Annotated in this window: 20 protein-coding genes and 2 pseudogenes; 19 read left to right on the top strand and 3 right to left on the bottom strand. The window is 45.3% G+C overall.

Annotated elements, in window-relative coordinates:
• Positions 1 to 96: 96 nt before the first annotated feature.
• Positions 97 to 993, bottom strand: coding sequence for an Rgg/GadR/MutR family transcriptional regulator (locus tag LHUE1_RS02150; RefSeq protein WP_049170033.1), 897 nt, complete (start codon positions 991 to 993; stop codon positions 97 to 99).
• A 280-nt stretch (positions 994 to 1,273) separates the two neighbouring features.
• Between LHUE1_RS02150 and LHUE1_RS02145 the strand changes: the two genes are divergently transcribed.
• From LHUE1_RS02145 to LHUE1_RS02100, 11 genes and pseudogenes are all read left to right on the top strand, one after another.
• Positions 1,274 to 2,152 (top strand): ABC transporter ATP-binding protein, encoded by an 879-nt coding sequence (locus LHUE1_RS02145; RefSeq protein WP_277848216.1) that lies wholly within the window; start codon positions 1,274 to 1,276, stop codon positions 2,150 to 2,152.
• A 25-nt stretch (positions 2,153 to 2,177) separates the two neighbouring features.
• Positions 2,178 to 2,954, top strand: coding sequence for an ABC transporter permease (locus LHUE1_RS02140; RefSeq protein WP_049170056.1), 777 nt, complete (start codon positions 2,178 to 2,180; stop codon positions 2,952 to 2,954).
• A gap of 221 nt (positions 2,955 to 3,175) precedes the next feature.
• Positions 3,176 to 5,722: pseudogene (locus tag LHUE1_RS02135) on the top strand (MucBP domain-containing protein); the annotation flags it as partial.
• 18 nt (positions 5,723 to 5,740) lie between these two features.
• Positions 5,741 to 6,676 (top strand): annotated as a pseudogene (locus LHUE1_RS14420) (MucBP domain-containing protein); the annotation flags it as partial.
• A 149-nt stretch (positions 6,677 to 6,825) separates the two neighbouring features.
• Positions 6,826 to 7,653 carry a YhfC family intramembrane metalloprotease gene (locus tag LHUE1_RS02130; protein ID WP_049170031.1) on the top strand — a complete coding sequence of 276 codons (828 nt, stop codon included), beginning with the start codon at positions 6,826 to 6,828 and terminating at the stop codon, positions 7,651 to 7,653.
• Positions 7,654 to 7,798: 145 nt separating this feature from the next.
• Complete coding sequence (gene gltX, locus LHUE1_RS02125) at positions 7,799 to 9,292, top strand: glutamate--tRNA ligase (RefSeq protein WP_049170030.1); 1,494 nt, start codon at positions 7,799 to 7,801, stop codon at positions 9,290 to 9,292.
• A 170-nt stretch (positions 9,293 to 9,462) separates the two neighbouring features.
• A complete protein-coding gene (locus LHUE1_RS02120) occupies positions 9,463 to 10,857 on the top strand; it encodes an FAD-binding oxidoreductase (RefSeq protein WP_049170029.1) in 1,395 nt (464 codons plus the stop codon).
• A 164-nt stretch (positions 10,858 to 11,021) separates the two neighbouring features.
• Positions 11,022 to 12,428 carry a cysteine--tRNA ligase gene (gene cysS / locus LHUE1_RS02115; RefSeq protein ID WP_049170028.1) on the top strand — a complete coding sequence of 469 codons (1,407 nt, stop codon included), beginning with the start codon at positions 11,022 to 11,024 and terminating at the stop codon, positions 12,426 to 12,428.
• A complete protein-coding gene (locus LHUE1_RS02110) occupies positions 12,425 to 12,856 on the top strand; it encodes a Mini-ribonuclease 3 (RefSeq protein ID WP_049170027.1) in 432 nt (143 codons plus the stop codon). The genes cysS and LHUE1_RS02110 overlap by 4 nt, the downstream gene beginning before the upstream one ends.
• On the top strand, positions 12,825 to 13,607 hold the full coding sequence (gene rlmB, locus LHUE1_RS02105; protein ID WP_277848215.1) for a 23S rRNA (guanosine(2251)-2'-O)-methyltransferase RlmB: 783 nt from the start codon (positions 12,825 to 12,827) through the stop codon (positions 13,605 to 13,607). The genes LHUE1_RS02110 and rlmB overlap by 32 nt, the downstream gene beginning before the upstream one ends.
• Before the next feature lie 2 nt (positions 13,608 to 13,609).
• The gene (locus LHUE1_RS02100; RefSeq protein WP_010492225.1) at positions 13,610 to 14,149 is read left to right on the top strand and encodes an NYN domain-containing protein; all 540 of its coding nucleotides are present in this window, start codon (positions 13,610 to 13,612) and stop codon (positions 14,147 to 14,149) included.
• A gap of 386 nt (positions 14,150 to 14,535) precedes the next feature.
• On the opposite strand, the gene LHUE1_RS02095 is transcribed toward LHUE1_RS02100, so the two are convergent.
• On the bottom strand, positions 14,536 to 15,429 hold the full coding sequence (locus LHUE1_RS02095; RefSeq protein WP_279280272.1) for an IS3 family transposase: 894 nt from the start codon (positions 15,427 to 15,429) through the stop codon (positions 14,536 to 14,538).
• Positions 15,426 to 16,103, bottom strand: coding sequence for a helix-turn-helix domain-containing protein (locus LHUE1_RS02090; RefSeq protein WP_049171182.1), 678 nt, complete (start codon positions 16,101 to 16,103; stop codon positions 15,426 to 15,428). Before LHUE1_RS02090 ends, LHUE1_RS02095 begins: the two co-directional genes overlap by 4 nt.
• 389 nt (positions 16,104 to 16,492) lie before the next feature.
• Here LHUE1_RS02090 and LHUE1_RS02085 point away from each other — a divergent pair, with 389 nt between their 5' ends.
• The 8 genes from LHUE1_RS02085 to LHUE1_RS02050 all read left to right on the top strand — a co-directional run bounded on the left by LHUE1_RS02085 (position 16,493) and on the right by LHUE1_RS02050 (position 22,028).
• Positions 16,493 to 17,089 carry a type IV toxin-antitoxin system AbiEi family antitoxin domain-containing protein gene (locus LHUE1_RS02085; protein ID WP_025013695.1) on the top strand — a complete coding sequence of 199 codons (597 nt, stop codon included), beginning with the start codon at positions 16,493 to 16,495 and terminating at the stop codon, positions 17,087 to 17,089.
• Positions 17,089 to 17,973, top strand: coding sequence for a nucleotidyl transferase AbiEii/AbiGii toxin family protein (locus LHUE1_RS02080; protein ID WP_049170789.1), 885 nt, complete (start codon positions 17,089 to 17,091; stop codon positions 17,971 to 17,973). The genes LHUE1_RS02085 and LHUE1_RS02080 overlap by 1 nt, the downstream gene beginning before the upstream one ends.
• A gap of 597 nt (positions 17,974 to 18,570) precedes the next feature.
• Positions 18,571 to 18,768: a hypothetical protein gene (locus LHUE1_RS02075; protein ID WP_049169071.1), complete on the top strand. Its 198-nt coding sequence runs from the start codon at positions 18,571 to 18,573 to the stop codon at positions 18,766 to 18,768.
• A gap of 27 nt (positions 18,769 to 18,795) precedes the next feature.
• Positions 18,796 to 18,954 (top strand): hypothetical protein, encoded by a 159-nt coding sequence (locus tag LHUE1_RS02070; protein WP_047105543.1) that lies wholly within the window; start codon positions 18,796 to 18,798, stop codon positions 18,952 to 18,954.
• A gap of 178 nt (positions 18,955 to 19,132) precedes the next feature.
• The gene (locus tag LHUE1_RS02065; protein WP_152902759.1) at positions 19,133 to 19,414 is read left to right on the top strand and encodes a hypothetical protein; all 282 of its coding nucleotides are present in this window, start codon (positions 19,133 to 19,135) and stop codon (positions 19,412 to 19,414) included.
• A 6-nt stretch (positions 19,415 to 19,420) separates the two neighbouring features.
• Positions 19,421 to 19,948, top strand: a complete 528-nt coding sequence (locus LHUE1_RS02060) for a stage II sporulation protein M (RefSeq protein WP_049171216.1) — start codon at positions 19,421 to 19,423, stop codon at positions 19,946 to 19,948.
• 6 nt (positions 19,949 to 19,954) lie between these two features.
• Positions 19,955 to 21,457, top strand: a complete 1,503-nt coding sequence (locus LHUE1_RS02055; protein ID WP_049171219.1) for a hypothetical protein — start codon at positions 19,955 to 19,957, stop codon at positions 21,455 to 21,457.
• On the top strand, positions 21,426 to 22,028 hold the full coding sequence (locus LHUE1_RS02050) for an ATP-binding cassette domain-containing protein (protein ID WP_049171223.1): 603 nt from the start codon (positions 21,426 to 21,428) through the stop codon (positions 22,026 to 22,028). Before LHUE1_RS02055 ends, LHUE1_RS02050 begins: the two co-directional genes overlap by 32 nt.
• Positions 22,029 to 22,178 lie beyond the last annotated feature (150 nt).

The raw sequence follows: 22,178 nt of genomic DNA, 5'->3' as shown, positions 1-22,178 counted from the left end.
GATGTAAAAAGGCGTTGTCCCGAGTTGGGGCAGCGCCTTTTGAGTATGCACTTTTTTCATAGTGTGTTCATTTGCTTACTTCGCAAATGAACAAGGCTAATGCTCATCAGTAATTGGCTCCTGAAAAGAAAAATCAACCTTCCATCTACGGCCAAACGCTGGGCTTATTTTGGAGATCACTTTAACCATGGCATTCAGCTCATTGGCGGCGTTTGAATTACCGGTAAGCTTGTAGGTACATAAAAGTTTGAGCAGGCGCAACTGAATGCGAAGAAAAAAGAGGTTATCCGGGACACTTTGTTCCTGTAATCGGTTGAGTGTTTGAATGGCTTTTGCATATTCACACCTGTAATACAGCGAAACACCGACATTATAGAATGCAGAGAAAAACAAATCGAGATAGTTATGACGTTGATGAAAATCAAAGTGAATGGCCAAAAATTTTGCGTATAATCGATTAAAGTCGTCAGGCTGTAAAAATGGCACACAATCGCCATACAACGCATATTCCAAGGCGTACCAGGTATCACGCCCCATTAAATAATCATTGATAGTTTTAGAATCGGTTTTAGAGAGGAGAGCGTGAACATCTTGGGTGTCGAGAATAATGGCGGAGACCATAATTTCTCGCAGCTTATACAGACGGGCGTGGGTCTTTTTAAATTTCGACGAGAAAGATTGCCGGAATTGTTTGAGACCGTCAACATCTTGCTCCATCGCGTATCTGAGCATACGTTTGTCCATCGCTCTTTGCGAAAGATCGGCTGGCGAGGCATTTGTATCATGATTTTGGTTGAGAATTTCAAAAAATTCGGTCGTATCCATTCCCACGTTATCTAATAGGAGACACAACTTCTCTACAGAAATGTCAGTATGGCCATTTTCGAATTTTGACACAGTGCTAGCACTCAAAGAACCTGCCATATCTGAGATCCTTAAACCGCGTTCAAGGCGAATCTTCTTAAACATATACCCAGCATCGCGTACACCCATAGTGTCTGACTCCTTGTTTTCTTAAAATCAACTACCGATTCATTATGACCTGAAAAATTCGCTTTTGTCAAAAAGCACAGTTTGTTTCTTTTGCTGTGGTAAGTTAACACCATTAAAAGATGTCAAAATCAAGTCTGGCAATTAAGGCAAAGTGTCAGATGAATTTTGTACGTATCTCCAAAGTTGATGGAATTTTATATTTCTTATATCTAGAGTGGATGTTTAAAGCAAATGAAGCTGACAATCATCAATCTCATCAAGAAAGTTGTGGTATGACTTAATGCTAACAGTTAATAACCTCGATAAATGGTTCGGGAAGAAACAAGCGCTGCACCAAATTTCATTTGAAATCAAACCGGGACGGGTTGTCGGCCTGATTGGGGCAAATGGCGCAGGTAAAACAACCATTATGAAAACCATTTTGGGCATTTCGAATTTTACCGGTGACATTCGGCTGAATGATCAGAAGATCACCGTTAACAGTCATGATGCTTTAAAAGATGTGGGCGCCTTGATTGAGTATCCGGGTCTGTATCCTTATTTAACCGGTCGAGAACAGCTTCACCTTTTTACGAGAGGCGCTGATCGGCAAGCCAAAGTGGACAAAGTGATTGAAGAGATGCACTTGACCTCCTATGCCGATTCAAAAGCCAAACATTATTCGCTAGGGATGAAGCAGAAGCTTGGAATTGCGCTGGCGTTGGTGAACCAGCCAAGTCTGGTGATCCTTGACGAGCCAATGAATGGACTTGATCCCAAGGCAACAAGAGAACTGCGCGAATTGATCCTTCAGAAAAAAGCAGAAGGGACTTCATTCCTTATATCAAGTCATATCCTGAGCGAGTTGCAAAAAGTGGCTGACGACGTTGTGATTATTAATCATGGCCATCTTGTCACAAGCAATACCATGAACGTGGTGTTAGCCAGAAATGAAAGTTATCTCTTGCTGCAAACCGATCAGAACGACCGCGCGGCGCAACTTTTATTGCAGAAAGGTTATCAAGCTGCTGTCGAAGAAGGCAGCATTAAGATTGCTAGGAATTCAATTCAAAATATGACGTCTTTGTTGCGTGCGGTGCTGGATCAGAATATTGCGATCCACGACATTCACGAACAACAGGATGACTTGGAAAACTCACTTTTAGGCATCATTGAGTGATCGCGACGATACGGAGGATTTTATTTTGTTCACATTGCTTAAACAGGAAACTTACAAACTCTTAAAAAGACCATCCTTTACCATATTCTGGTTATTTCTCATTGTGTTTCAACTGGCAATGGCAATTTTCGGAAAGGTTTATCCACAGACGTTTCAGCCTGAGAATTTGTTTCTCAACGACTTTTATGCGCCGGTGATGATTGTCTTTTATATTATTGCAGTCGGCAGTACGCAGCTGTCATCAGAAAATCAGTATGGCACGCTGAAGGCCTTGCTGTATCGGCAGTATTCAAGTAGCAAAGTTTTGGTTAGTAAGTGGTTAACCTTGCTGGGCTGTGCACTTTGCTTTTATGGCAGCAGCCTCGTGATGACTTTTCTTTTAAAAGTGATCTTTTTCCAAAATAAATTTAGTCTGACTTTGCAAGTTAGCACGCATCAGCCGATTTGGCAGGCGATGTTGATGAATACAGTGAGCGAATTTTTGACTTTACTTTTTCTGGCAGCTTTTGTGTTACTGCTGGCCACTTTATTTGATAACTCAACGCCTGCAATCATCGTCGGCATTAGTGCCTACTTTGTTGTCTCGGTCTTTAACCAACTGATGTTTATGCTGATTGATCAACATGACTGGCTCAAATGGAACCCAGTGAATATGTTGAACTTCGGTGCACAACTGAACTCGCCAAAGCTTTCGAGTCTGACTCACTTAGGCATTAACCAGATGATGATCGGCTACCTTGCTTATGGTAGTATCTTCTTGATACTTGGCCTGATTGTCTTCCGCAGACGTAATTTGCGGTAGCTCGATGGTATTTACGAAAAATAAAACGCCCGTTTAAGTGTCATTTTCTGCGTCCAAATCAGTTATCCGAATGCTTCAAAGTGGATATTTTCTTAGCCCAAGAATCCATTCGAAAGTTTTTATACCAATACCACGTGTTATAATTTGTATGTAAATTAAAATATTTATTTCAAAGGTTTGGTTGAAGGGCTTTTGGCTGGTTTCTGAAGGGAGCAGTAGCAGTGAGACCAATTGGAGAAGAAAAAGTTCATAGCAAGCTATATAAAGATGGCAAGTTGTGGGTGGTGATGCTGATCGGCTTGATTTCTGTGGGTGGCGCGATGCCAACTCATAGAGTGGCGGCTAAGTCGGCAGCGACACCTTCTGTACTGACACAACGATCGACAGCTTTAGGTAAAACATACGGGCTATCGACGCCTGGCAGTACGTCATCTGTGACTGCTCAGCAACAAAAGCAATCGCAGACAGTTATGGCAGCTACCGCCGATACCAACAAAAATGTGACTGCAACATCTGATGACATTAACGAGTGGATGCCGGACAAGGATCTGCAGGCCATCATAGTCGGTGAGTTACGGGAAGACAATAACATTGACATTACCAGTCCGTCACAAATTACCAAACAGATGATGAAAGAGCTGACATGGATCGCGCCGACTCAAGACGGAACGGATCTGACTATGTGGCATCATGTTTTGAACGTCAAGAGTCTGGAAGGCTTACAATATGCGACCAATCTGACCTGGTTGGATTTATCGCCGGATCAAAATGTGAATTACGCGCAGACCGGCAGCACGCTAAAAAATACCCAATTAAGCGATATCTCGGCTATTGCTAATCTGAATAAACTGACGTATGTCAACTTGCAGATGTGCAATTTGCATGACATTTCGGCCTTTAAGAACTTAACCCATATTAATTCGTTGTCATTGTCGTATAACCATATCACGGATATTTCAGCACTGGCTAAATCTGGACCGGGAATTTATCCGATGTCACCCATTGGCGGGCAAAGTTATGTCATGCCAACGCTGCATTTAAACCCTGCGACAGATTCACTGACCTTGTCGGCAAAAGGTATTTATAACTTAGACAATGATAAACTTCCGGTTACGCCTTTTGACAGTCAGACAGAAGGGGACTACGACAGGATCCCCCAAAATGACCAGAACTTTGCGTCACGCTATCTCAGCAATGCGACCGGATCGGTACTTGATGAGAACGGCAATGTCATCAAAAAAGCCGGTTCAACGATTAAGTGGACTAATTTACAAAACAATGGTTATCTCACTTATTTTTGGACGGACAAGTTTAAGGGTGGTAATGGTTATCCATTCGATGGTTTTGTCATCATCCCATATGAAAAGGATGCAACTGTCGGTAACGTCACAGTTAACTATGTCGATGAGAATGGCAAGAACTTAGGGACAACGCTGCTTTCAGGCAAATTGGGCACCGACTATGATGTTTTGTCCGATCAAAACGTCACCCAGGAACTGACAGATTTAAAGACGCGCTATGGGTACACCAGTGATCAGATTATTTCCGGATCACAAAAGGGGCAGTATTCGGCAAAAGGCGCAACCGTGACGATTCAACTCTCCAATACCAAGCAAGTTACGGAAACCAAGACCGTCAAGCAGACGATTAACTATGTTGATGAAAATGGCAAAGCGCTCCACGATTCGGCGACGAATGCGTTAACGTTTAAGCGGACCAATACGGTTGATGCTAATGGCAAAGTTGTGGCTTATGGTCAATGGACACCAGCTAGCGGCAGTTTTAAGGCCGTCGCTTCACCTAAGATTGATGGCTATACCCCAGATAAGGCGAACAGTGATGCGATTAACGATGTCACTGCCGATAGTCCGGATAACGTCCAAACAATCACGTATAAGAAGAATCCGATTGCAACCGGTTCGGTCGTCGTCAACTATGTCGATGAAAATGGCAAAACACTTGCGCCGAGTGTAACGCTGAATGGCAACGTTGGCGCGGCCTACACGACTGAGCAAAAGAAAATTGATGGCTATAGTTTCGAGAAAATGGGGCCAGATAGCGCTGCTGCAACTGGCAAGTTCGTTGATGGTCGATTAACGGTCACCTACGTTTATAAGAAGAACAGCCTGCCGGTAACCGGCATTACCGTTACCAGCCGTTATGTCGATGAAAATGGTCAGCAAATCGCCAGCGACAAGACCATCAATGGCAAGGTCGGCGATCCGTATCAAGTAGCCCCGATCGATATTCCGGGTTATCAATACGCACATCTAGCTGCAAACAGTGCGCCGGCAACCGGTCAATTTATTGATGGCGATTTAACCGTGACGTTTGTTTACACGAAGACTCCAGCTGCACAAGGTACCGTCAACGTCAAATATGTCGATGATAGCGGCAACCAAATTGCACCGGACAAAACACTCAGTGGCAAAGTAGGCGATCCATACAATGTTTCGCCGATCAGCATTGATAACTATCAGTATGCACATCTTGCAAACGGCAGTGCCCCGGTCAGTGGTCAATTCACGGACGGCTCGTTAACGGTTACGTTTGTTTACACCAAGACGCCAGCTGCACAGGGCACCGTCAACGTCAAATATGTTGATGATAGCGGCAACCAAATTGCACCGGACAAAACGCTCAGTGGCAAAGTAGGCGATTCATATAACGTGGCGCCGATCAATATTGCTAATTACCAGTACGCACATTTGGCAAACGGCAGTGCACCGGTCAGCGGTCAATTTACGGACGGCGCATTAACGGTCACCTTCATTTACACAAAGACACCAGCTGCACAAGGCACCGTCAATGTGAAATTTGTCGATGACCAAGGCAATCAACTTGCTCCGGATCAGACGTTTAGTGGCAAAGTCGGCGATCCGTATACCATCTCGCCAATCAGCATCAAAGATTACCAATACGCCCATTTGGCCACAAATAGCGCACCGGCAAGCGGCACGTACACCAATGGCACCGTCACTGTCACCATGGTTTACACCAAGACGCCAGTCCCTCAAGGCAGTGTTAACGTGAAGTACGTCGATGATGCAGGCAACACGCTTGCACCTGATAAAGTGCTCACCGGCCAGCCTGGCGATCCTTATGAAGCCCGCCCGATCGATATTGCAAATTACCAATTCACTAGTCTTGCGCCAGGCAGTGCACCGGAAAACGGGACCTTTAGTACCGGCACTTTGACTGTGACATTTGTTTACAGTAAAACACCGGCCGCCCAAGGAACCGTTAACGTTCATTATGTTGACGAAAATGGGAACGCACTCGCGCCAGACAAAGTTTTGACTGGAAACGCAGGAACACCTTATACCACAACACCAACAACCATTGCGGGATATCAGTATCTGCGCATGGCGCCAAACAGCGTGGCTGATTCAGGCACGTTCACAAATGGAACGTTAAATGTCACCTTTGTTTATGCAAAGACAAGCACGCCGGTCACGCCAAGTACACCAGTCACACCAAGCACGCCGACAAAGCCATCCATGCCAAATCCGCCAAGCAACGTTTTGCCATCAACAGGTGGCAGCAATGGCGCGACAACAACGATCATAACGCCAACTAATAAAGCTAAGCACACATTGCCACGGACACACGAAGAAGAACAGATCGGCTTGACGGCCCTTGGCGTTGTCCTTCTAGCTTTGGCAGGCTTTATAGGTATTCGTTGGCGCCGGCGAACGAAAAAAGTGAGTCATAAAAATTAACTAGTGCCATTTTCAATTGTGTAAATTGAGTTGAAAAATGGAATGGAAAAGAGCATCATTCACTGTAAATGATGCTCTTTTTATACCTAAAGAATTGAAAACGACCACAACAGATCGTTTTCTGAACAATCGAATGTGAGGTCGCGCGTATGTCAAAAATTGTGAACAGCACTGTCAGTCAAGCAGCCATCGTGATGATGGTCATCGAGATCATTATTTGTTTGGTTTTGCCGATCGCCTTGGCCGTGTGGATGATTCAACGGCGCAGTCATCCGAAAAAAGGGGCGACGCCGGTGTTCTTTATCGGCATGGCCATTTTCATCCTCTTTGCCGGTATCCTGGAAGGACCGTTTCGCGGTATTGCCCGGCAATTTCAGCATACCCCGTGGTTGTACGCACTTTATGGTGCACTGCTGGCCGGCGTTTTTGAAGAAGTCGGCCGGTGGTTCGGGTTCAAATGGATTCAGCGGCGGATACCGCAAAAAGCCAAGACGCCGGAGACTCCGTTTTTGTATGGTTTAGGTCATGGCGGCCTTGAAATGATGCTGGGTGGTGGCTTGTCAATGTTAAGCAATGTGCTTTTTGCAACGACCATCAACAGTGGCGCGTTGGCTAAATTAATGACCAAAACCCCGGCAAGCGCGCGTGCTGGCATTATCACCGCGGTGAAGCAGTTGACTGGGATGAGCGGCTGGACGGTGTCACTAAGTTTGCTTGAACGGCTGTTAGCCTTGACCATTCAGATTGCCCTTTCGCTGGTTGTCTGGCTGATTGTGGTCAACCGCAAGCGGTGGTTCTGGATGCTAGTGCCAGTCGGGCTGCATGCTTTTATTGATTTCCCGGCTGGATTGAGTCAAGCAGGAGCTTTGAGCCTCACTGTGACAGAGCTGCTGTTGGTGGTGCAAACAGTGATTGTTTTGGCGTTTGTTTACTGGCTCTGGCGCCGAGAAAAGCCGAACAGTACTGTCAGCGCATAATGTTTTAATAAACAAATTGCTTTAAAAAGATGGCACTTTTCCCGGCGAAACGAAAAACCTGATGACCTTGAGGCGTTGCCGTCCATCGCTTGCCCTTCTGTGGTACACTAGCATTGCATGTTTACAGAAAATGGAGGCTAAGACATTGGCAGATCGACCAATTCGGGTGCGTTATGCACCAAGTCCGACCGGGCATTTGCATATTGGCAATGCACGGACGGCACTGTTCAATTATTTGTTCGCACGGCACAACAAGGGAACGTTGGTGCTGCGGATTGAAGATACCGATACAAAGCGGAACGTTGCAGATGGCGAGAAGAGTCAAATGGAGAATCTCCACTGGCTCGGGATTGACTGGGATGAAGGTCCTGACAAAGGTGGGGACTTTGGCCCTTACCGCCAGTCTGAACGTAAAGACATTTATGACAAGCTGATCAAACAGCTTGTCGATAAGGGCTTTGCTTATGAATCTTATCGGACCGAAGAGGAACTGAAAGCCGATCGCGAAGCCCAAAAGGCCCGTCATGAAATGCCGCATTATGAATATGAATATGAAGGCATGAGTGAAGCCGAAAAGGCAGAAGCCATTGCTGCGGCGAAAGCCAAGGGATTACAGCCGGTCATCCGGTTCCACATTCCGACTGATAAGACTTACGAATGGGATGACATTGTCAAAGGCAAGATTTCGATTGATGCCAACACGCTTGGCGGCGATTTTGTCATTCAGAAGCGCGACGGCATGCCGACGTATAACTTTGCGGTGGTGGTCGATGACCATCTCATGGAAATCAGCCACGTGCTGCGCGGCGACGATCACATTGCCAACACACCAAAGCAGCTGGCAATTTATGACGCTTTTGGCTGGGAGCCACCGATTTTTGGCCATATGACTTTGATCATCAATGGCGCAACCGGCAAAAAGCTGTCCAAACGTGATGAAACCGTCTTGCAGTTCATCGAACAATATCGTGAGCTCGGCTACTTGCCGGAAGCGATGTTTAACTTCATCACGCTGTTAGGCTGGTCACCGGTTGGCGAAGATGAGATTTTCACCAAAAAGGAATTCATCAAGCAGTTCGATCCGAAGCGCTTATCCAAGAGTCCGGCGCGCTTTGATCAGAAGAAGCTAGAATGGGTTAACAACCAGTATATTAAAGCCAAGCAAAAGACGAACCCGAACGAGCTGATGAGCATGTCGTTGGCAAACCTGATTGAAGATGGCCTGATTCATAGCGATCCGGATCCGAAAACCATCGAGTGGGCTCGTCAACTGATCAGCTTGTACACCGATCAGATGAGTTACACCGCGCAGATTAGCAAGCTTGCCGATATTTTCTTCGACAAGGCAACTGATCTGACGGATGACGAGCGCAAGGAGCTGGCTGACGACAATGCCAAGCCGGTTATCGAAGCATTTGCTAAAAAAATCCGAGCACTGGACACGTTCGATGCGTATTCCGTTGGCCGCATTGTCAACGAAGTCAAGCAAGAAACCCAGGTCAAGGGTCGCAAGTTGTACATGCCGATCCGCATTGCCGCAACGCTGAGGATGCATGGCCCGCAACTGGCTGAAACGATTGAGCTCATGGGGCGCGATCAGGTGTTGAAGAACGTTGATTTGGTCACATCACAACTTTAATTAGCAGCAAAAATCCGCGTAATGTCGCGGATTTTTTGTATGCACCACATTGAATGGGGAGAGATCGCGTTTTCCAGACTAAATTAACCCAGCCTTTTGGAAATAGGTTCATAATGAGGATAAGGATTTTTATAATGAACCCAGCAATCAAAGCAATGGAGGTCTGGATAATGGCAATTTTTACTGCTTATGACAACGCGGAGATCCTTGCAGCTTTACGTGCCGCCGCACCGCACGCGGAGATTCATACAGATGATCAGGTTGCGCGCGAATACAGCGCCAATGGCAATGCTCAGCTGGAAATTGACGGCAGAATTTTGGCCTATGTAGCGGCTGGCGATGTTGCGGATATTCAAGGTGTTTTGAAGATAGCGCGGCAATATCACATTCCGGTCGTTCCTCAAGGCGCGGATACCAGTACTGTCATCGGGGCGGATGGCCTGAATGGCAGTATTATCCTATCGACAGTGCGGATGAATCGGATTAAGGAAATCAGCAAAGGCGACTTGTTGGCGGTTGTGGAGCCGGGCGTGATTAACGGTGACTTGGATAAAGAAGCCCGCAAGCAAGGTCTGTTTTATGCGCCTGATCCGGGTTCTAAGCCGATTTCCAGTATTGGCGGTAATGCAGCGACGAATGCCGGTGGGATGAGTACAGTCAAGTACGGTGCAACAACGGACAATGTGCTTGGCTTGAAAGTCGTGCTTGCAGATGGTAGAGAAATTAAACTCGGCGGCCGCACTTATAAGCATGCCTTTAGCTATGACCTGACCCATCTTTTTGTGGGATCTGAAGGTACATTAGGCATTATTACGGAAATCACCGTTAAGTTGAATCCGATTCCGATCGGGACGCCTGTGGTCGGGGTGGCTTATTTTGATAACATGACTGCCTTGGCCAAAGGGGTCGAGGATTTGCGGTTGTCAGGGATTTATCCGGTGACCCTCGAAGCATTGGACGGCTTGACCGTTGCGGCGTTGGATCGGTATGAAGGCACGCACTATGCAGAAGGTGCCGAGGCGATGCTCATTTTCCGGCTGGATGCAGGCGGTGAAGCCAGTCTGAAAATGGCGGAACAGATTTTAACGGCCGATCACGCCAAGAATATCAAGGTAACCAGCGATCCTGATGAAGCGGGCGCCATCATCAAACTGCGGCAGGACATGTTGCCAGCGGTTTTCGCGAACGGTCAACACATTATGGAAGATATGGCCGTGCCGTTATCCAAGTTGCCGGAGATGATGGACTACATTGCTGAGGTTGCCAAAGATTTGAACGTTGAAATCTACACTGCCGGCCATGCCGGTGACGGCAATGTGCATCCAACGGTTATCTGGCCAGCTGACCAGACGGAACCGCCAAAAGAAGCGCTCCAAGCCATTCGTATGATGTTCCGAAAAGCACTGGCATTGGGCGGCACAATTTCCGGCGAGCACGCTGTGGGGATGAGCAAGAATCAGTGGAACAACGAGGAACTCGGCTTTGATGTTGACGAAATTCAGCACCAGATCAAGGACTTGTTTGATCCGCTGAATATCTTGAATCCGAAGCGGAAGATTGATTAAAGTTCGCGGCATCGGTTGAGCGTGTTGACCGATGCTCTTTTTTGTCATCTTTTTACTGAGGCGTCAATCCGGTTTCTAACCGGCCCAGCTCACGCTCTTTCCTTTATAATCCTCCCATTTTCCTGTAAAATGCAGGTAAGACGCTACAGGAAGGAAATGAGCCGATGTTAACGTTATATAATACGATGTCCCGGCAAAAAGAGCCGTTCACGCCACTGCATCCTGGAGAAATTCGGATGTATGTCTGCGGACCGACTGTCTATAATTATATCCACATCGGTAATGCGCGCAGTGCGATCGCGTTTGATACGATTCGCCGCTATTTTGAATATCGCGGTTATCATGTCACTTACGTCTCGAATTTCACCGATGTCGACGATAAAATCATCAATGCCGCGCATAAAACCGGCGAAGCACCGCTTGATTTGGCGCAGCGGTTTATTGATGCCTTCATGGAAGATACCACGGCGCTGGGAATTGAACCTGCGACTGCCCATCCGCGTGCGAGTCAAATGATTCCGGACATTATTGATTTTGTTCAGGACTTGGTCGCAAAAGGCTATGCTTACGCCGTCGACGGGGATGTGTATTATCGAGCGCGCAAGTTCAAACATTATGGCGAGTTAAGCCATCAAAATGTCGACGAACTCGAAGAAGGCGCCAGTCAGCACATTACACAAGAAGAACTGGCTAAAAAAGAAGATCCAATCGATTTTGCATTGTGGAAGGCTGCCAAGCCCGGTGAAATCAGCTGGGATTCTCCTTGGGGCAAGGGCCGCCCGGGTTGGCATATCGAATGCTCGGTCATGAGCACCCAACTTCTTGGCGATACGTTTGACATTCACGGCGGCGGCCAGGATCTTGAGTTCCCGCATCACGAAAATGAAATCGCCCAAAGTGAAGCCAAAACCGGCAAGCAGTTCGTCCGCTATTGGATGCATAATGGCTTTGTAACCATTGGCGAAGATGACGAGAAAATGAGCAAGTCGCTTGGCAACTTCATTACGGTTCATGACATTTTGAAAACGGTCGATCCGCAAGTTCTGAGATTCTTCATGGCTGGTACTCAATACCGGATGCCGATCCGATACTCCGATGCCAACCTCAAGAACGCTGCTAATAGCCTTAATCGTCTAAAAATCGCCCGTGAAAATCTGGTTTATCGCCGTGGCAATGCTGTTCCAGGCGTCGACCCCAAGATCACCGAGCAACTGCAAACGTTGAAAGACCAGTTTATCACCGCCATGGATGATGATGTGAACGTTCAAAACGGGTTGACCGTCCTTTTTGACTTGGCTAAATTGCTGAACGAATATGCCAATGAAGATACGGTTAAACGTGAAAGCCTCGACGACTTGCTGAATCTTTATGATGCGTGGCTGCAGATTTTCGGCGTGGTTTTCGCCGATCAGACCAATCTCGATGCCGATATTGATGCGTTAGTGAAAGCGCGCGATGTTGCCCGGGCAGCGAAAGACTTTGCCAAGAGTGACCAGATTCGTGATCAGCTGGCAGCACAAGGCATTATTTTGGAAGACACTCCTCAAGGAACGCGGTGGCGCAGAAAATGACATTTGATCCAAAACAATTGAACGGCATCGCATTGGCCTATATGGGCGATGCGGTTTATGAAGTCTACGTTCGGGAACATCTCCTCAAACGCGGGTTGGTACGTCCGGCTGCCTTACAGCGCGCCGCGAAAGATTTCGTTTCTGCCAAAGCGCAGGCGGCCTTAATCGCGGGGATGGAAGACGAACACCTGCTCAACGACGAGGAGGTCGCGGTTTTCAAACATGGGCGTAATGCCAAAAGTTACACGCATGCCAAGAATACCGATGTCGTCACGTATCGCGTTTCGACCGGCTTTGAGGCCTTGTTTGGCTATCTGCATCTCGAGAAGCACGACAAGCGGGTTGCCGAATTAGCCGCATGGTGTATTCAGTACGTTGAAGAAGGGAAGACGGGTCATGGCAAAAGAGCCGCAAGCAGCACCAAATGAACACGATCCAGACGAGTTTGTCTTCGGCCGCCATGCCGTTGAAGCCGCACTCAAAGCCGGCACCGCCGCAACTATTAACAAACTTTTTATTCAAACCGATCTAAAAAGCGAGCCGATTCAACATTTAATCGGCATCGCGCAAAAAAAGAAAATTCTTGTCGCTACCGCACCGAAGCAAAAACTCGATCTCATGAGTGACCATAGCAATCATCAAGGTGTTTTACTGGCGATGACACCCTATGCTTACGCAAGTGTGGATGATCTTTTTCAACATGCAGCAGATAAAGGCGAAGATCCGTTCTTCTTGTTATTGGATAACTTAGAAGACCCGCACAATCTGGGCTCGATTCTGCGAACTGCTGATGCTAGCGGCGTACATGGGATTATCATTCCCAAACATCGCGCCGTGGGTCTCACCAGTGCGGTCGCCAAAGTCAGCACCGGTGCAATCGAATACGTTCCGGTTGCCCGGGTCACTAATCTGGCGCAGACCATCAAACAGTTAAAAGACCGCGGCATGTGGGTCTTCGGCACCGCGATGGATGGTCAGGATTATCGCCAGTGGGATGCAAAAGGCAGTACGGCGCTTGTGATTGGCAACGAAGGCAAAGGAATTTCGCCTGGAATTGCCAAACTCATGGACGCCACGATTGCCATTCCAATGGTCGGCCACGTGCAAAGCTTAAATGCCAGTGTTGCGGCCGGCATCTTGATGTATCAAGCATTTGCCAGCCGGCACGAGGGCAAATAACCATGCGCGAACACATTTTGATTGTCGACGGCTATAACGTCATTGGAAACTGGCCGGAGCTGGCCAAGTTGAAAGCGGAAGACCATTTCGATGTTGCCCGCGATCGGCTGCTGGACATCCTCGCAGAATACCGCAGCCACGAAAACGCCAAAATCATTGTTGTCTTCGATGCCATGTATGTACCTGGTATCGGCAAAAGCTATGCGAAGTGGGATTTGCAAGTGGTCTTCACCAAAGAAGACGAAACTGCGGATAGTTACATCGAACGGTTAGCCCAGGAAATGAACTCGCCCCTCGTCCAACTCGTGGTTGTCACCAGCGATCAGGCGGAACAGTGGACCGTGTTCTCCCGCGGCGCCCTCCGGATTAGTTCGCGCGATTTCCTCAAAGAGGTTCAGCGGTCTGATCGTGAATTCAACCACGATACTGCCAACTATGCTGCCCACCTCGCCCGCCGCAACAGCCCATGGAATAATGACCAGTTATTTCTGTTGGATAAAATGCGCCGGCATTTGGAGCGGCGGCCAAAGCCGAAGGAGTAGGATGTTTTGACTCCTGTGCCAGGTTTACTTTAGACTGCTGTTCTCGTGCTCATGATGGGGATTGCAATGACAGTTTACGACTATCGGAAACGAAGAACAGCTTAAAATAAGTTTGTAGCCCAACGAGCTTAAAAGAGTTCAAGAAACTGGGTTTTGCTGAAATAACTCCCCCAGCAACCTGTTATAACAAATCCTGAAAAATAGTTTTGCGTTAAGTAGTGTTGAAGAATAAATCTTTCATCTTGGACGGCTCTCCTCTTGAGAGCCGTCTTTGTTATACTTTGCCAGTAACTGACAAATGCGTTTGAAAAAGTGAAAGATATCTTAATGCCTGCGGTCGGCCCTGTCAAGTTGACAGATGAAATAATATAAAATTTTGGTAGCTTTTAGATGGCCTTATTCCAGTATTCTTCTGGGGTAAGGCCGTCTCTTTGTCCTGAACGGTTGTCGTGATTGAAATAGTGGATCCCATCTTCAACGAGCTGGACGAACTCCTTATAAGTTTTTGCCATTGGGTGACGATCCATCCACCGCAGTTTAAACTCATTCCACCAGCGCTCCATCGGTGCGTTGTCATAGGGCGTTCCCGGTCGCGACATACTTCGTGTCACTTCAAACTGGCTAAGGTAGCGGTTGAATGCCTTAGATGTATAGGCGGAGCCACGATCAGTATGAATGAGCGGATGGACGTTGCTGGCGCGAGTGAAAGCGCGCTGGAAGACCTGAATCTCAGCGGCGGTTGTTTCGGTTGCGCTTAGATTGTAAGCCAACAGATTGCGACCATAGAGGTCAAGAACGCCACTGAGGCGCATCTTGTACTCGCCGTTGATACCGTATTTCAACTCGGTTGAGTCGGCTAGCCAGACTTGATTAGGGCGTTCCACGTAGAAACATTGATTGAGCACATTGTCTTGCAGGTACTGTTCAGATTGCTTGACGCGACTATGCCGTTTTTGGCGAATCTGACATCGAATGCCAAGCTTGCGCATGACGCGACGAACTTGTTTGATCGTGACCGGGAAGTCAATTAGCTCATCCTGTTGTAAGTTGATCAGGAGATTCCCGGCGCCAATGCCTTGGTGATGAAAGTCAAACCAATATTGGGTCCGCTCCTTGAGCTGCCGATCGTGGACCTCCCACAATGTTTTCTCCCGCCTTAAGCCTTTGTAATAAGCTTGACGGCTGACGCCAATAACGTCCAATAACTTTGTGACAGCGCCGTGGTGGCCTTGACTAACTTCTTCGATGGCACGGTAAGCTTGTCGGCGTTGTTTGATCACTCCTTGTGCTGGATTTCCAGTAATTTTTTTACAAAGGCCTCCACTAGCTCTTTGTCCTTGAGTTCAGCTTCTAGTTGACGAATGCGCAGTTTGGCCTTGTCTAATTCGGTTAGATCACGCTTGTCTTTGTGGTGACCACGGTTATCTACCAGCGCCTCATAACCGCCTTCGCGAGCCTTGATCACCCAAGACCGTGCCTGTTGATAAGACACATCAAAATGGGCTGCCGCTTCAGTATAGGAGTGCTTACCCTTAGTGACATATTCAACGACTTTAATGCGTTCTTCGAAGGTGGTTGTACGACTCATGGTGGGGACCTGCTTTCTAGACGGTGAAGCCGTCAAAGATTGATGATCCCTATTATACATGGCTATCCAACGTTGCAGTTGTGTTGATGAACGCAGACCAAATTGCATCGTAACTTCGGCTAATGACCCTTCACCACTAAGATAAGCAAGCACTGCTTCAAGCTTTAGCTCTTTGGTATAATGTTGATTCTTTCGAGCTTCCTCTAATCCCTTAATCCCATCACGTTCATAGAGTGTCTGCCAACGTTGTAATGTACGATCACCAAGACCGTGTTGACGAGAGAAACTACTGATACTTGTCTTCGAATGTCTGAACTCCTCCAATATGTGTAACTTTTCTTGAGCTGTATGCTTAGATCTGGGCATAGAAAATCCCTCCATGATCATCAGATGAATTATGATATTTCATCTGACAACCATAAAGGGATTATCGCAGCCAAAGAGGAATCATTTTAAAAAATTAATCGTGCGACTGCTCCCCTTGGGTTAAGCCGTTAGAAAATAGCCAGTTGCAGTTTTCGACAACCAGCAATATTTCGAAATGATATTTCTTGCACGTAACCATGGCGATATCTATTGAAGAGCTTGGGGAGATAGCGACCAATAATGCTTGCCAGAATTTAACTATTCTTGTATTTCGTAAAGCTTCGTGGAGACATTGATACGGTTTAATCTTAAAAGTTGATATGTTGTTATGTACAACGTATAATAAACTAAAGGCGTAGTTACAAACAAACTTAAACGGGAGGATCTTTATGGGCAAAAACAAGGGACTCGATTCGTTACTGGCAGACTACCACACCTTTGTTAGTGGCACAGCGGCTCAGTACGGTGTTTCTTCTTCAATGCTAACCAATGCTATTAGAGAGGGGCGAATTTCACGCGAAGCACGTGGTGTCTATGTCGAAAATGGCTACACATGGGACGACTTTGCAATCCTTTCACAACGCTATAGCAGAGGTGTGTTTGCACTTGATACCGCTTTATTCTTATATGGGTTAACTGACCAGATCCCAGATCGATTTATTATGGCTTTTCCGCGTGGGTATCGTAATCCTCGGTTATCAGAGCATTGGATTGTGCCAATTTATTATGTGCCTAATCGATACTTTCCAGGCATTACCACAGTCGAAACGCCCAATATGAATTTTGTACGAACCTATTCAGTTGAACGCACTTTATTAGATGTATGGGAACGACCTGATGTTGCTCCTTACACTCGTAATGAAGCGTTTAAGAATTACTTTGATGAATATGGGCAAAACAATGCGTCGTTTGAGCGCCTTTTAAAGCTTAAAAAGCAACTGTATCCACACAGCGACTTAACAAAACTTTTAGAGGTACTTGTCTAATGAACCCTTATGCAAATCTTTCGCCTCACAAAATTGCCAATCGAATTAATGAAGCAGCTGATGCGCTTGGCGTTCCGCGACAAAATATGCAGCTGCTTTTCAGATTGCAAGAATTATTACGGCAGATTTCCGAATCGGCTTACCAAGATAACTTCATTTTCAAAGGCGGGTTTGAAGTAGCCATGATTGTTGGGGTGTCAAGACGAACTACAATAGATCTTGATACGACAATGAATAACCAAGACTTAAATCCAGACAACCTCAAAAAAGTGTTGACGACTATTTTTGATCATGCACAAAGTCCTATTCATTTCACCGTGACACGCATTAAATCAGAAATGAATGAGCATGAATATCCGGGTTTTCGTGTTGGTGTTCTCGGTACAATGGGGAAGACACGTTCTAAGTTGAACATTGATGTATCAACAGGAGATGTGGTATATCCAAAGCCAATGAGATTGACACATACAAATTTTATTGATTCCACCGATAAATTTATGATGAACGCATTTTCGCTAGAACAAATTATGGCCGATAAGTTGGTAACCATTTATCAAAAAAGCATTAGAAATACTCGGGCAAAGGACTTTTATGATATTTGGGTGCTGGGCATGACAATTTTAGCAGATTTGGATCAAAGCACGCTGGTTGAGGCATTTAAAAAAACGGCAAAAGCGAAAGGAATCAGTGACATTAGTCTGAAACAGGGTAAAGAAATCATTGATCAGCTAAAGACCAGACCTGATATGGTGCGCTCTTGGCAAGGATACCAAGAAACTAAGAAATTTGCGCGTGGTATTGAATTAAATCAGGCTTTAGACAATGCAAGCGAACAGCTTAAAAATATTTTTAATGATAATACTTTTAATTCAATTCACACGTAAATTGGGCTGAAAGGCATGCATGGGTTCAAAGGCAATTTGGTCTTAGGGGTCACTAGGCACCACCTGTTTACTAAAAAAGCTCCGAATTTGGAGCTTTTTTGCATATAAAGAAAAATCATGCCAAGGAAAAGGACATAAAATGAGATAGTTCCGGTACTTATTTTGACAAAGTCTTATGCGCGCTCCAAATCAAGCGATTTCGGATCAATATGTAAAGACTCCAACCAGCTGATGTTCACAGCATATAAAGTCGAAGCAATAATCTTTGTACCCTTCACCAGCATCATCATACGTATCATCAGTCATCATGGGCACTTCCCTCAACGCGAGCATACGCTAGTCGCGTTGAAATGATAAGCGGAGCGGATCCACTAAGTTGTTGATGCACCCAAAAAAGAAACGTCGCAAAATCGGCTTTTTTCGTTGAATTTTGTCGTCTTTGGTTAAAGTCACTACGAAAAGTTCAAAAATACCGACGTTTAAAATTAATTGATCAGATGAACTTAAACCTATCGTATATTGTGTTTAGGGAAGCTAGCACCCTAAAAAGTTTAAATATATCGGCTGCGCATAAGTCGAAGAAACGGAGGAAAAGCCATGCAACAATTCGTGACGTTGGATGATAGCCGCCTGGAACGGATCAGTGGTGGCGGCACTGATAATTTTTGGACTTACATTGGCATGGGACTCGGAGCGATTGCACGAAGCTGGGTTCAAGGTGGTTTTGTGGCACCCGCAATGAGCCTTAGCATCGATGTTCTCAACGAGCTCAAACGAAAAGAAAATTTGCCATAGGATCAGTCAAAAGAAAGGATGAGCGTCATGACCAACTTAAAAGATTCCGAACTTTGCCAGATTACAGGTGGCTTCTTACCGTTCGCGATTCCGGTAGCAACAATTCTAGGCATTCTGGCGACAGATGCATTTAATCATGCTGACCAGCTGATTGATGGCTTTAAGCAAGGCTGGGAAAGGCCGTAATAAACCTATGATGGCGTGCTATTCACAAGAGGCAGGGTGAAAGCTGTCAAAGATGTTTAACAGCTTTGGCGACGAGGCCATGGTCTATCAGACTTCCGTGACTTTACTGCCATTGTTCCGGTTGAAGGCTACTATCTCGATTTACAACGGTCCGGTCTAAACATAAAAGGAGAAAAATGTGAGTCATATGGTTTTGCGTCATCGCAAAGCGGCGATTGTCTTGGCAGTGGCTGCGTTTGCTATCGTGCTTGTGGTTGCAGTTAGGTACAACGCAATTGTCGCTGATATTGCTGCAGCAGTTCCTTTGAGTCGAGAGACTAGGAAGACTATTGAAATGTTTTTGGATGCCGGTATGGGTGCAGCAGCGATTATTACGTTATTGGGTGGCGGTGGCCTAATCGCGTATATTGTGCGGCAAGCATTTAAAAGTGGGGGCAAGAAGTTAATTCTTGCAGCCTAAATAGTTGTGAAAAAGTCCAAAGTGTTTCTGATAAAGAAAACGGCAATTTTGTGTCCGCTTTCTTTATTTATATTCACCGCAATTACTATTTCAATTGCAATCAGCCTTTTTCTATCATCATATCACTTTCCTCAAAACTTGCCTGTTGATTTGAAAAGTCAAGTTACTGAATTTAGCTTCTTTAAAATCCTAGTGAAGAACATTTTCGTTTCATTCTTATTAATAAGTGGGTTCTTCTTATATAAAGTATCAACAGTGATTGTATTGTTAGCAAACGCAGTGGCCATTTCCTTTGTGTTAACGCTGAATATCTATACAACTGGCGAAGTCTGGTACTTTCTTGGTTTGATAAGTATTCATGGATTAGTTGAACTTAGTGCGCTAATGATTGCGGCAAATATAGGATTTCAGCGAATTAATCTCAAGATTCGCACACAGAGGTTGGCATTTAGAAATACAATAGTGCTCATACTGATATTACTCATTATTTCAGCCAGCCTGGAAACGTTTGTAACGCCCTTGTTTTGGAGATGACCTAAAATGATTGAAGTATTGGCGGTTTCGTTAAAAAGAGGTCTTTCTGGTGTTCCTTTTGTTGATACACTCTCCGCTAGAAAGACAGTTTGGTTTTGGGGAATGATCAACTTAGCCGGCTTGGCCGCTTCAATAATTATTCTTAGAGAAATCTTGATATCAGGCGTCCTTCTTGACGATATCAAGAAAATTATGATGGTGTGGTCTGGGTTCACTTTAAATGTTCCTGAAGTACTTGGAATTATTGTCGCGGTCAATGCCCTAATTTATTATCAGGATTTAAAGTCACTTTGTCTTATGTCCTTGAATCAACCAATAATAAGATTCGGAGTGCGTTCGGGCATTTCCTCAAGTTTGTTGAAGGCTGCATTTTGCATAAGAGCAATCATCTCCATTACGCGAATACCCTTTTTGCTCTTTCTTATAACGCTGACTATAGAAAATCTCCGCGGCGTTCGTTGGCTTTCTTGCAGTCTTTTTCTGGCGACATTGGGCATTGCACTCATTACTTTTATGCACTTTTCATTGGAGAAGTGGCTGAGGAACGAGCTTATAAAGAATGGACTTGTACTTATTTTTGCATTTGTATTCACAGCAAGTGTGGGGAAAAGTTTATGCGTCGAGTTTATAAGAATTTTTTTAAACGAAAAAATTTTAACTGTTGCATCCTTTTTCAGTTTTGAACCGGAGTACGTGCTATTTTTAGTATTGATTTTGATAGTCTTTTTTGGACTTTACAAATATCGTAAGCCAATCAGTCTCAGGTGGTCTTACATGAAGGATCCAGTGAAAAATGCCATTTCCTTAGCGATCAAAGATACTGGACAGATTGGCACATGGTTTTACTTTATCAGCGGTAGTGGGCTTGCACTTCTAATGAGCAGCCTAGACGAAAGATACTCGTTGTTGGTCGTGTTTATCACAATTTATTACAGCACCATGGTTCTGTATCAGACGATTATTAATAATCTTCCGGGTTATTTTGAAATAAATGTTCATAAACAAATATTTATTTGGAATAATCACTTAGAGGTGCTTGTACGTCGGTGTCTATGCTCCTTTCTGGTGTACCTCACCGTTAAATTAATGCCCTTAGTCTTTTTGATCCTACTTTTCAGCTGGATTAAAGGACTTTCATTTTTGGAAGTGGGATTACAAATTCTGGGCACCCTTAGTATCTCTTACTTAATGGCAGTGGTTTATCAATTGACGGGTTTACTGGGATATACGAGAAATCATGATACCAATGCTTTTGAAATTAGAGAGCAGCTTCGTGTAAAATCTTTCAGAACGATTATTGAGGGTATCTCTTTGGCTTTTGTTGCGCCTTGTAGTGCCTTGCCGTTGACGCTACTTGTTGTCGACAGAATCAATATACAACTATTCATCATTTTGGAAACGGCAATGACGCTCACTGCAACGCTGAGTGTCTTAGTTCTGCTAACAGTGGTCTCATTATGTATAAAGAGGGGAAGATATGGGCAATCAGGTTCGGGTAAAGAACGTTAGCTTTTCTTACGATGATAATGTACTATTTCGAGACCTTTCTTTGCATTTTTCCTCGGGAAGCATATATAGAATCATGGGGTCGAACGGGGTTGGAAAGACAACGCTCCTTAAGCTACTCGCGTTTGACCTATTGCCAAACGAAGGGGTAATCGACACTGATTTAATGCGAGAGGAGATCGTTTATCTTCATGACGGGAATATACTGGATCCCAACTTAAGTGCCAAAGAACATGTGGATTTTTTGATTTCCTTTGATAAAATCAATCGCCAAAGGCTGGCAAAATTGCCGTATTTACTGGAAAAGATGAAACTTGAAGCATATTACAACGAACTAACGTCGGCGCTGTCGCTAGGCACAGTCATGAAATTAACATTTCTCTTGTTTTGGCTTCAAGAGCCCAAAATGTTGATGCTTGATGAGTTCTTTTCTGGAATTGATACGAGTGGCATGCGATACATTGTAGACTTGATAAATGAAATGGCTACAGAAGGCACGATTATTCTTTTCGTTACCCATGTTGACCAGAATGCTGATTTATTGGATTATCATCCAGTGAAAATCTGCGAGTAAAGGTCGATTGACAAGTTGGTTATGTTTCTCTTGGCTAGGCGCATTAGGGGTGGTAAGTATCACAAAAAAAGGTAAGGCTTTTCTATTCGGCGTCGCGGTTTGGGCACTCGTCATTCTTTTCAACATGCTCATGGATCGCGTTCTGTTATG

It is taken from the genome of Lacticaseibacillus huelsenbergensis (genome assembly GCF_029726355.1).
GTDB lineage: Bacteria > Bacillota > Bacilli > Lactobacillales > Lactobacillaceae > Lacticaseibacillus > Lacticaseibacillus casei.
This window is presented reverse-complemented; position numbering and strand designations above follow the sequence as displayed.

Coding starts and splice junctions, on each gene's coding strand:
- LHUE1_RS02150 (WP_049170033.1), bottom strand. CDS start 993: ATGGGTGTACGCGATGCTGGGTATATGTTTAAGAAGATTCGCCTTGAA.
- LHUE1_RS02145 (WP_277848216.1), top strand. CDS start 1,274: ATGCTAACAGTTAATAACCTCGATAAATGGTTCGGGAAGAAACAAGCG.
- LHUE1_RS02130 (WP_049170031.1), top strand. CDS start 6,826: ATGTCAAAAATTGTGAACAGCACTGTCAGTCAAGCAGCCATCGTGATG.
- LHUE1_RS02120 (WP_049170029.1), top strand. CDS start 9,463: ATGGCAATTTTTACTGCTTATGACAACGCGGAGATCCTTGCAGCTTTA.
- cysS (WP_049170028.1), top strand. CDS start 11,022: ATGTTAACGTTATATAATACGATGTCCCGGCAAAAAGAGCCGTTCACG.
- LHUE1_RS02110 (WP_049170027.1), top strand. CDS start 12,425: ATGACATTTGATCCAAAACAATTGAACGGCATCGCATTGGCCTATATG.
- rlmB (WP_277848215.1), top strand. CDS start 12,825: ATGGCAAAAGAGCCGCAAGCAGCACCAAATGAACACGATCCAGACGAG.
- LHUE1_RS02100 (WP_010492225.1), top strand. CDS start 13,610: ATGCGCGAACACATTTTGATTGTCGACGGCTATAACGTCATTGGAAAC.
- LHUE1_RS02090 (WP_049171182.1), bottom strand. CDS start 16,103: ATGCCCAGATCTAAGCATACAGCTCAAGAAAAGTTACACATATTGGAG.
- LHUE1_RS02085 (WP_025013695.1), top strand. CDS start 16,493: ATGGGCAAAAACAAGGGACTCGATTCGTTACTGGCAGACTACCACACC.
- LHUE1_RS02080 (WP_049170789.1), top strand. CDS start 17,089: ATGAACCCTTATGCAAATCTTTCGCCTCACAAAATTGCCAATCGAATT.
- LHUE1_RS02075 (WP_049169071.1), top strand. CDS start 18,571: ATGCAACAATTCGTGACGTTGGATGATAGCCGCCTGGAACGGATCAGT.
- LHUE1_RS02070 (WP_047105543.1), top strand. CDS start 18,796: ATGACCAACTTAAAAGATTCCGAACTTTGCCAGATTACAGGTGGCTTC.
- LHUE1_RS02055 (WP_049171219.1), top strand. CDS start 19,955: ATGATTGAAGTATTGGCGGTTTCGTTAAAAAGAGGTCTTTCTGGTGTT.
- LHUE1_RS02050 (WP_049171223.1), top strand. CDS start 21,426: ATGGGCAATCAGGTTCGGGTAAAGAACGTTAGCTTTTCTTACGATGAT.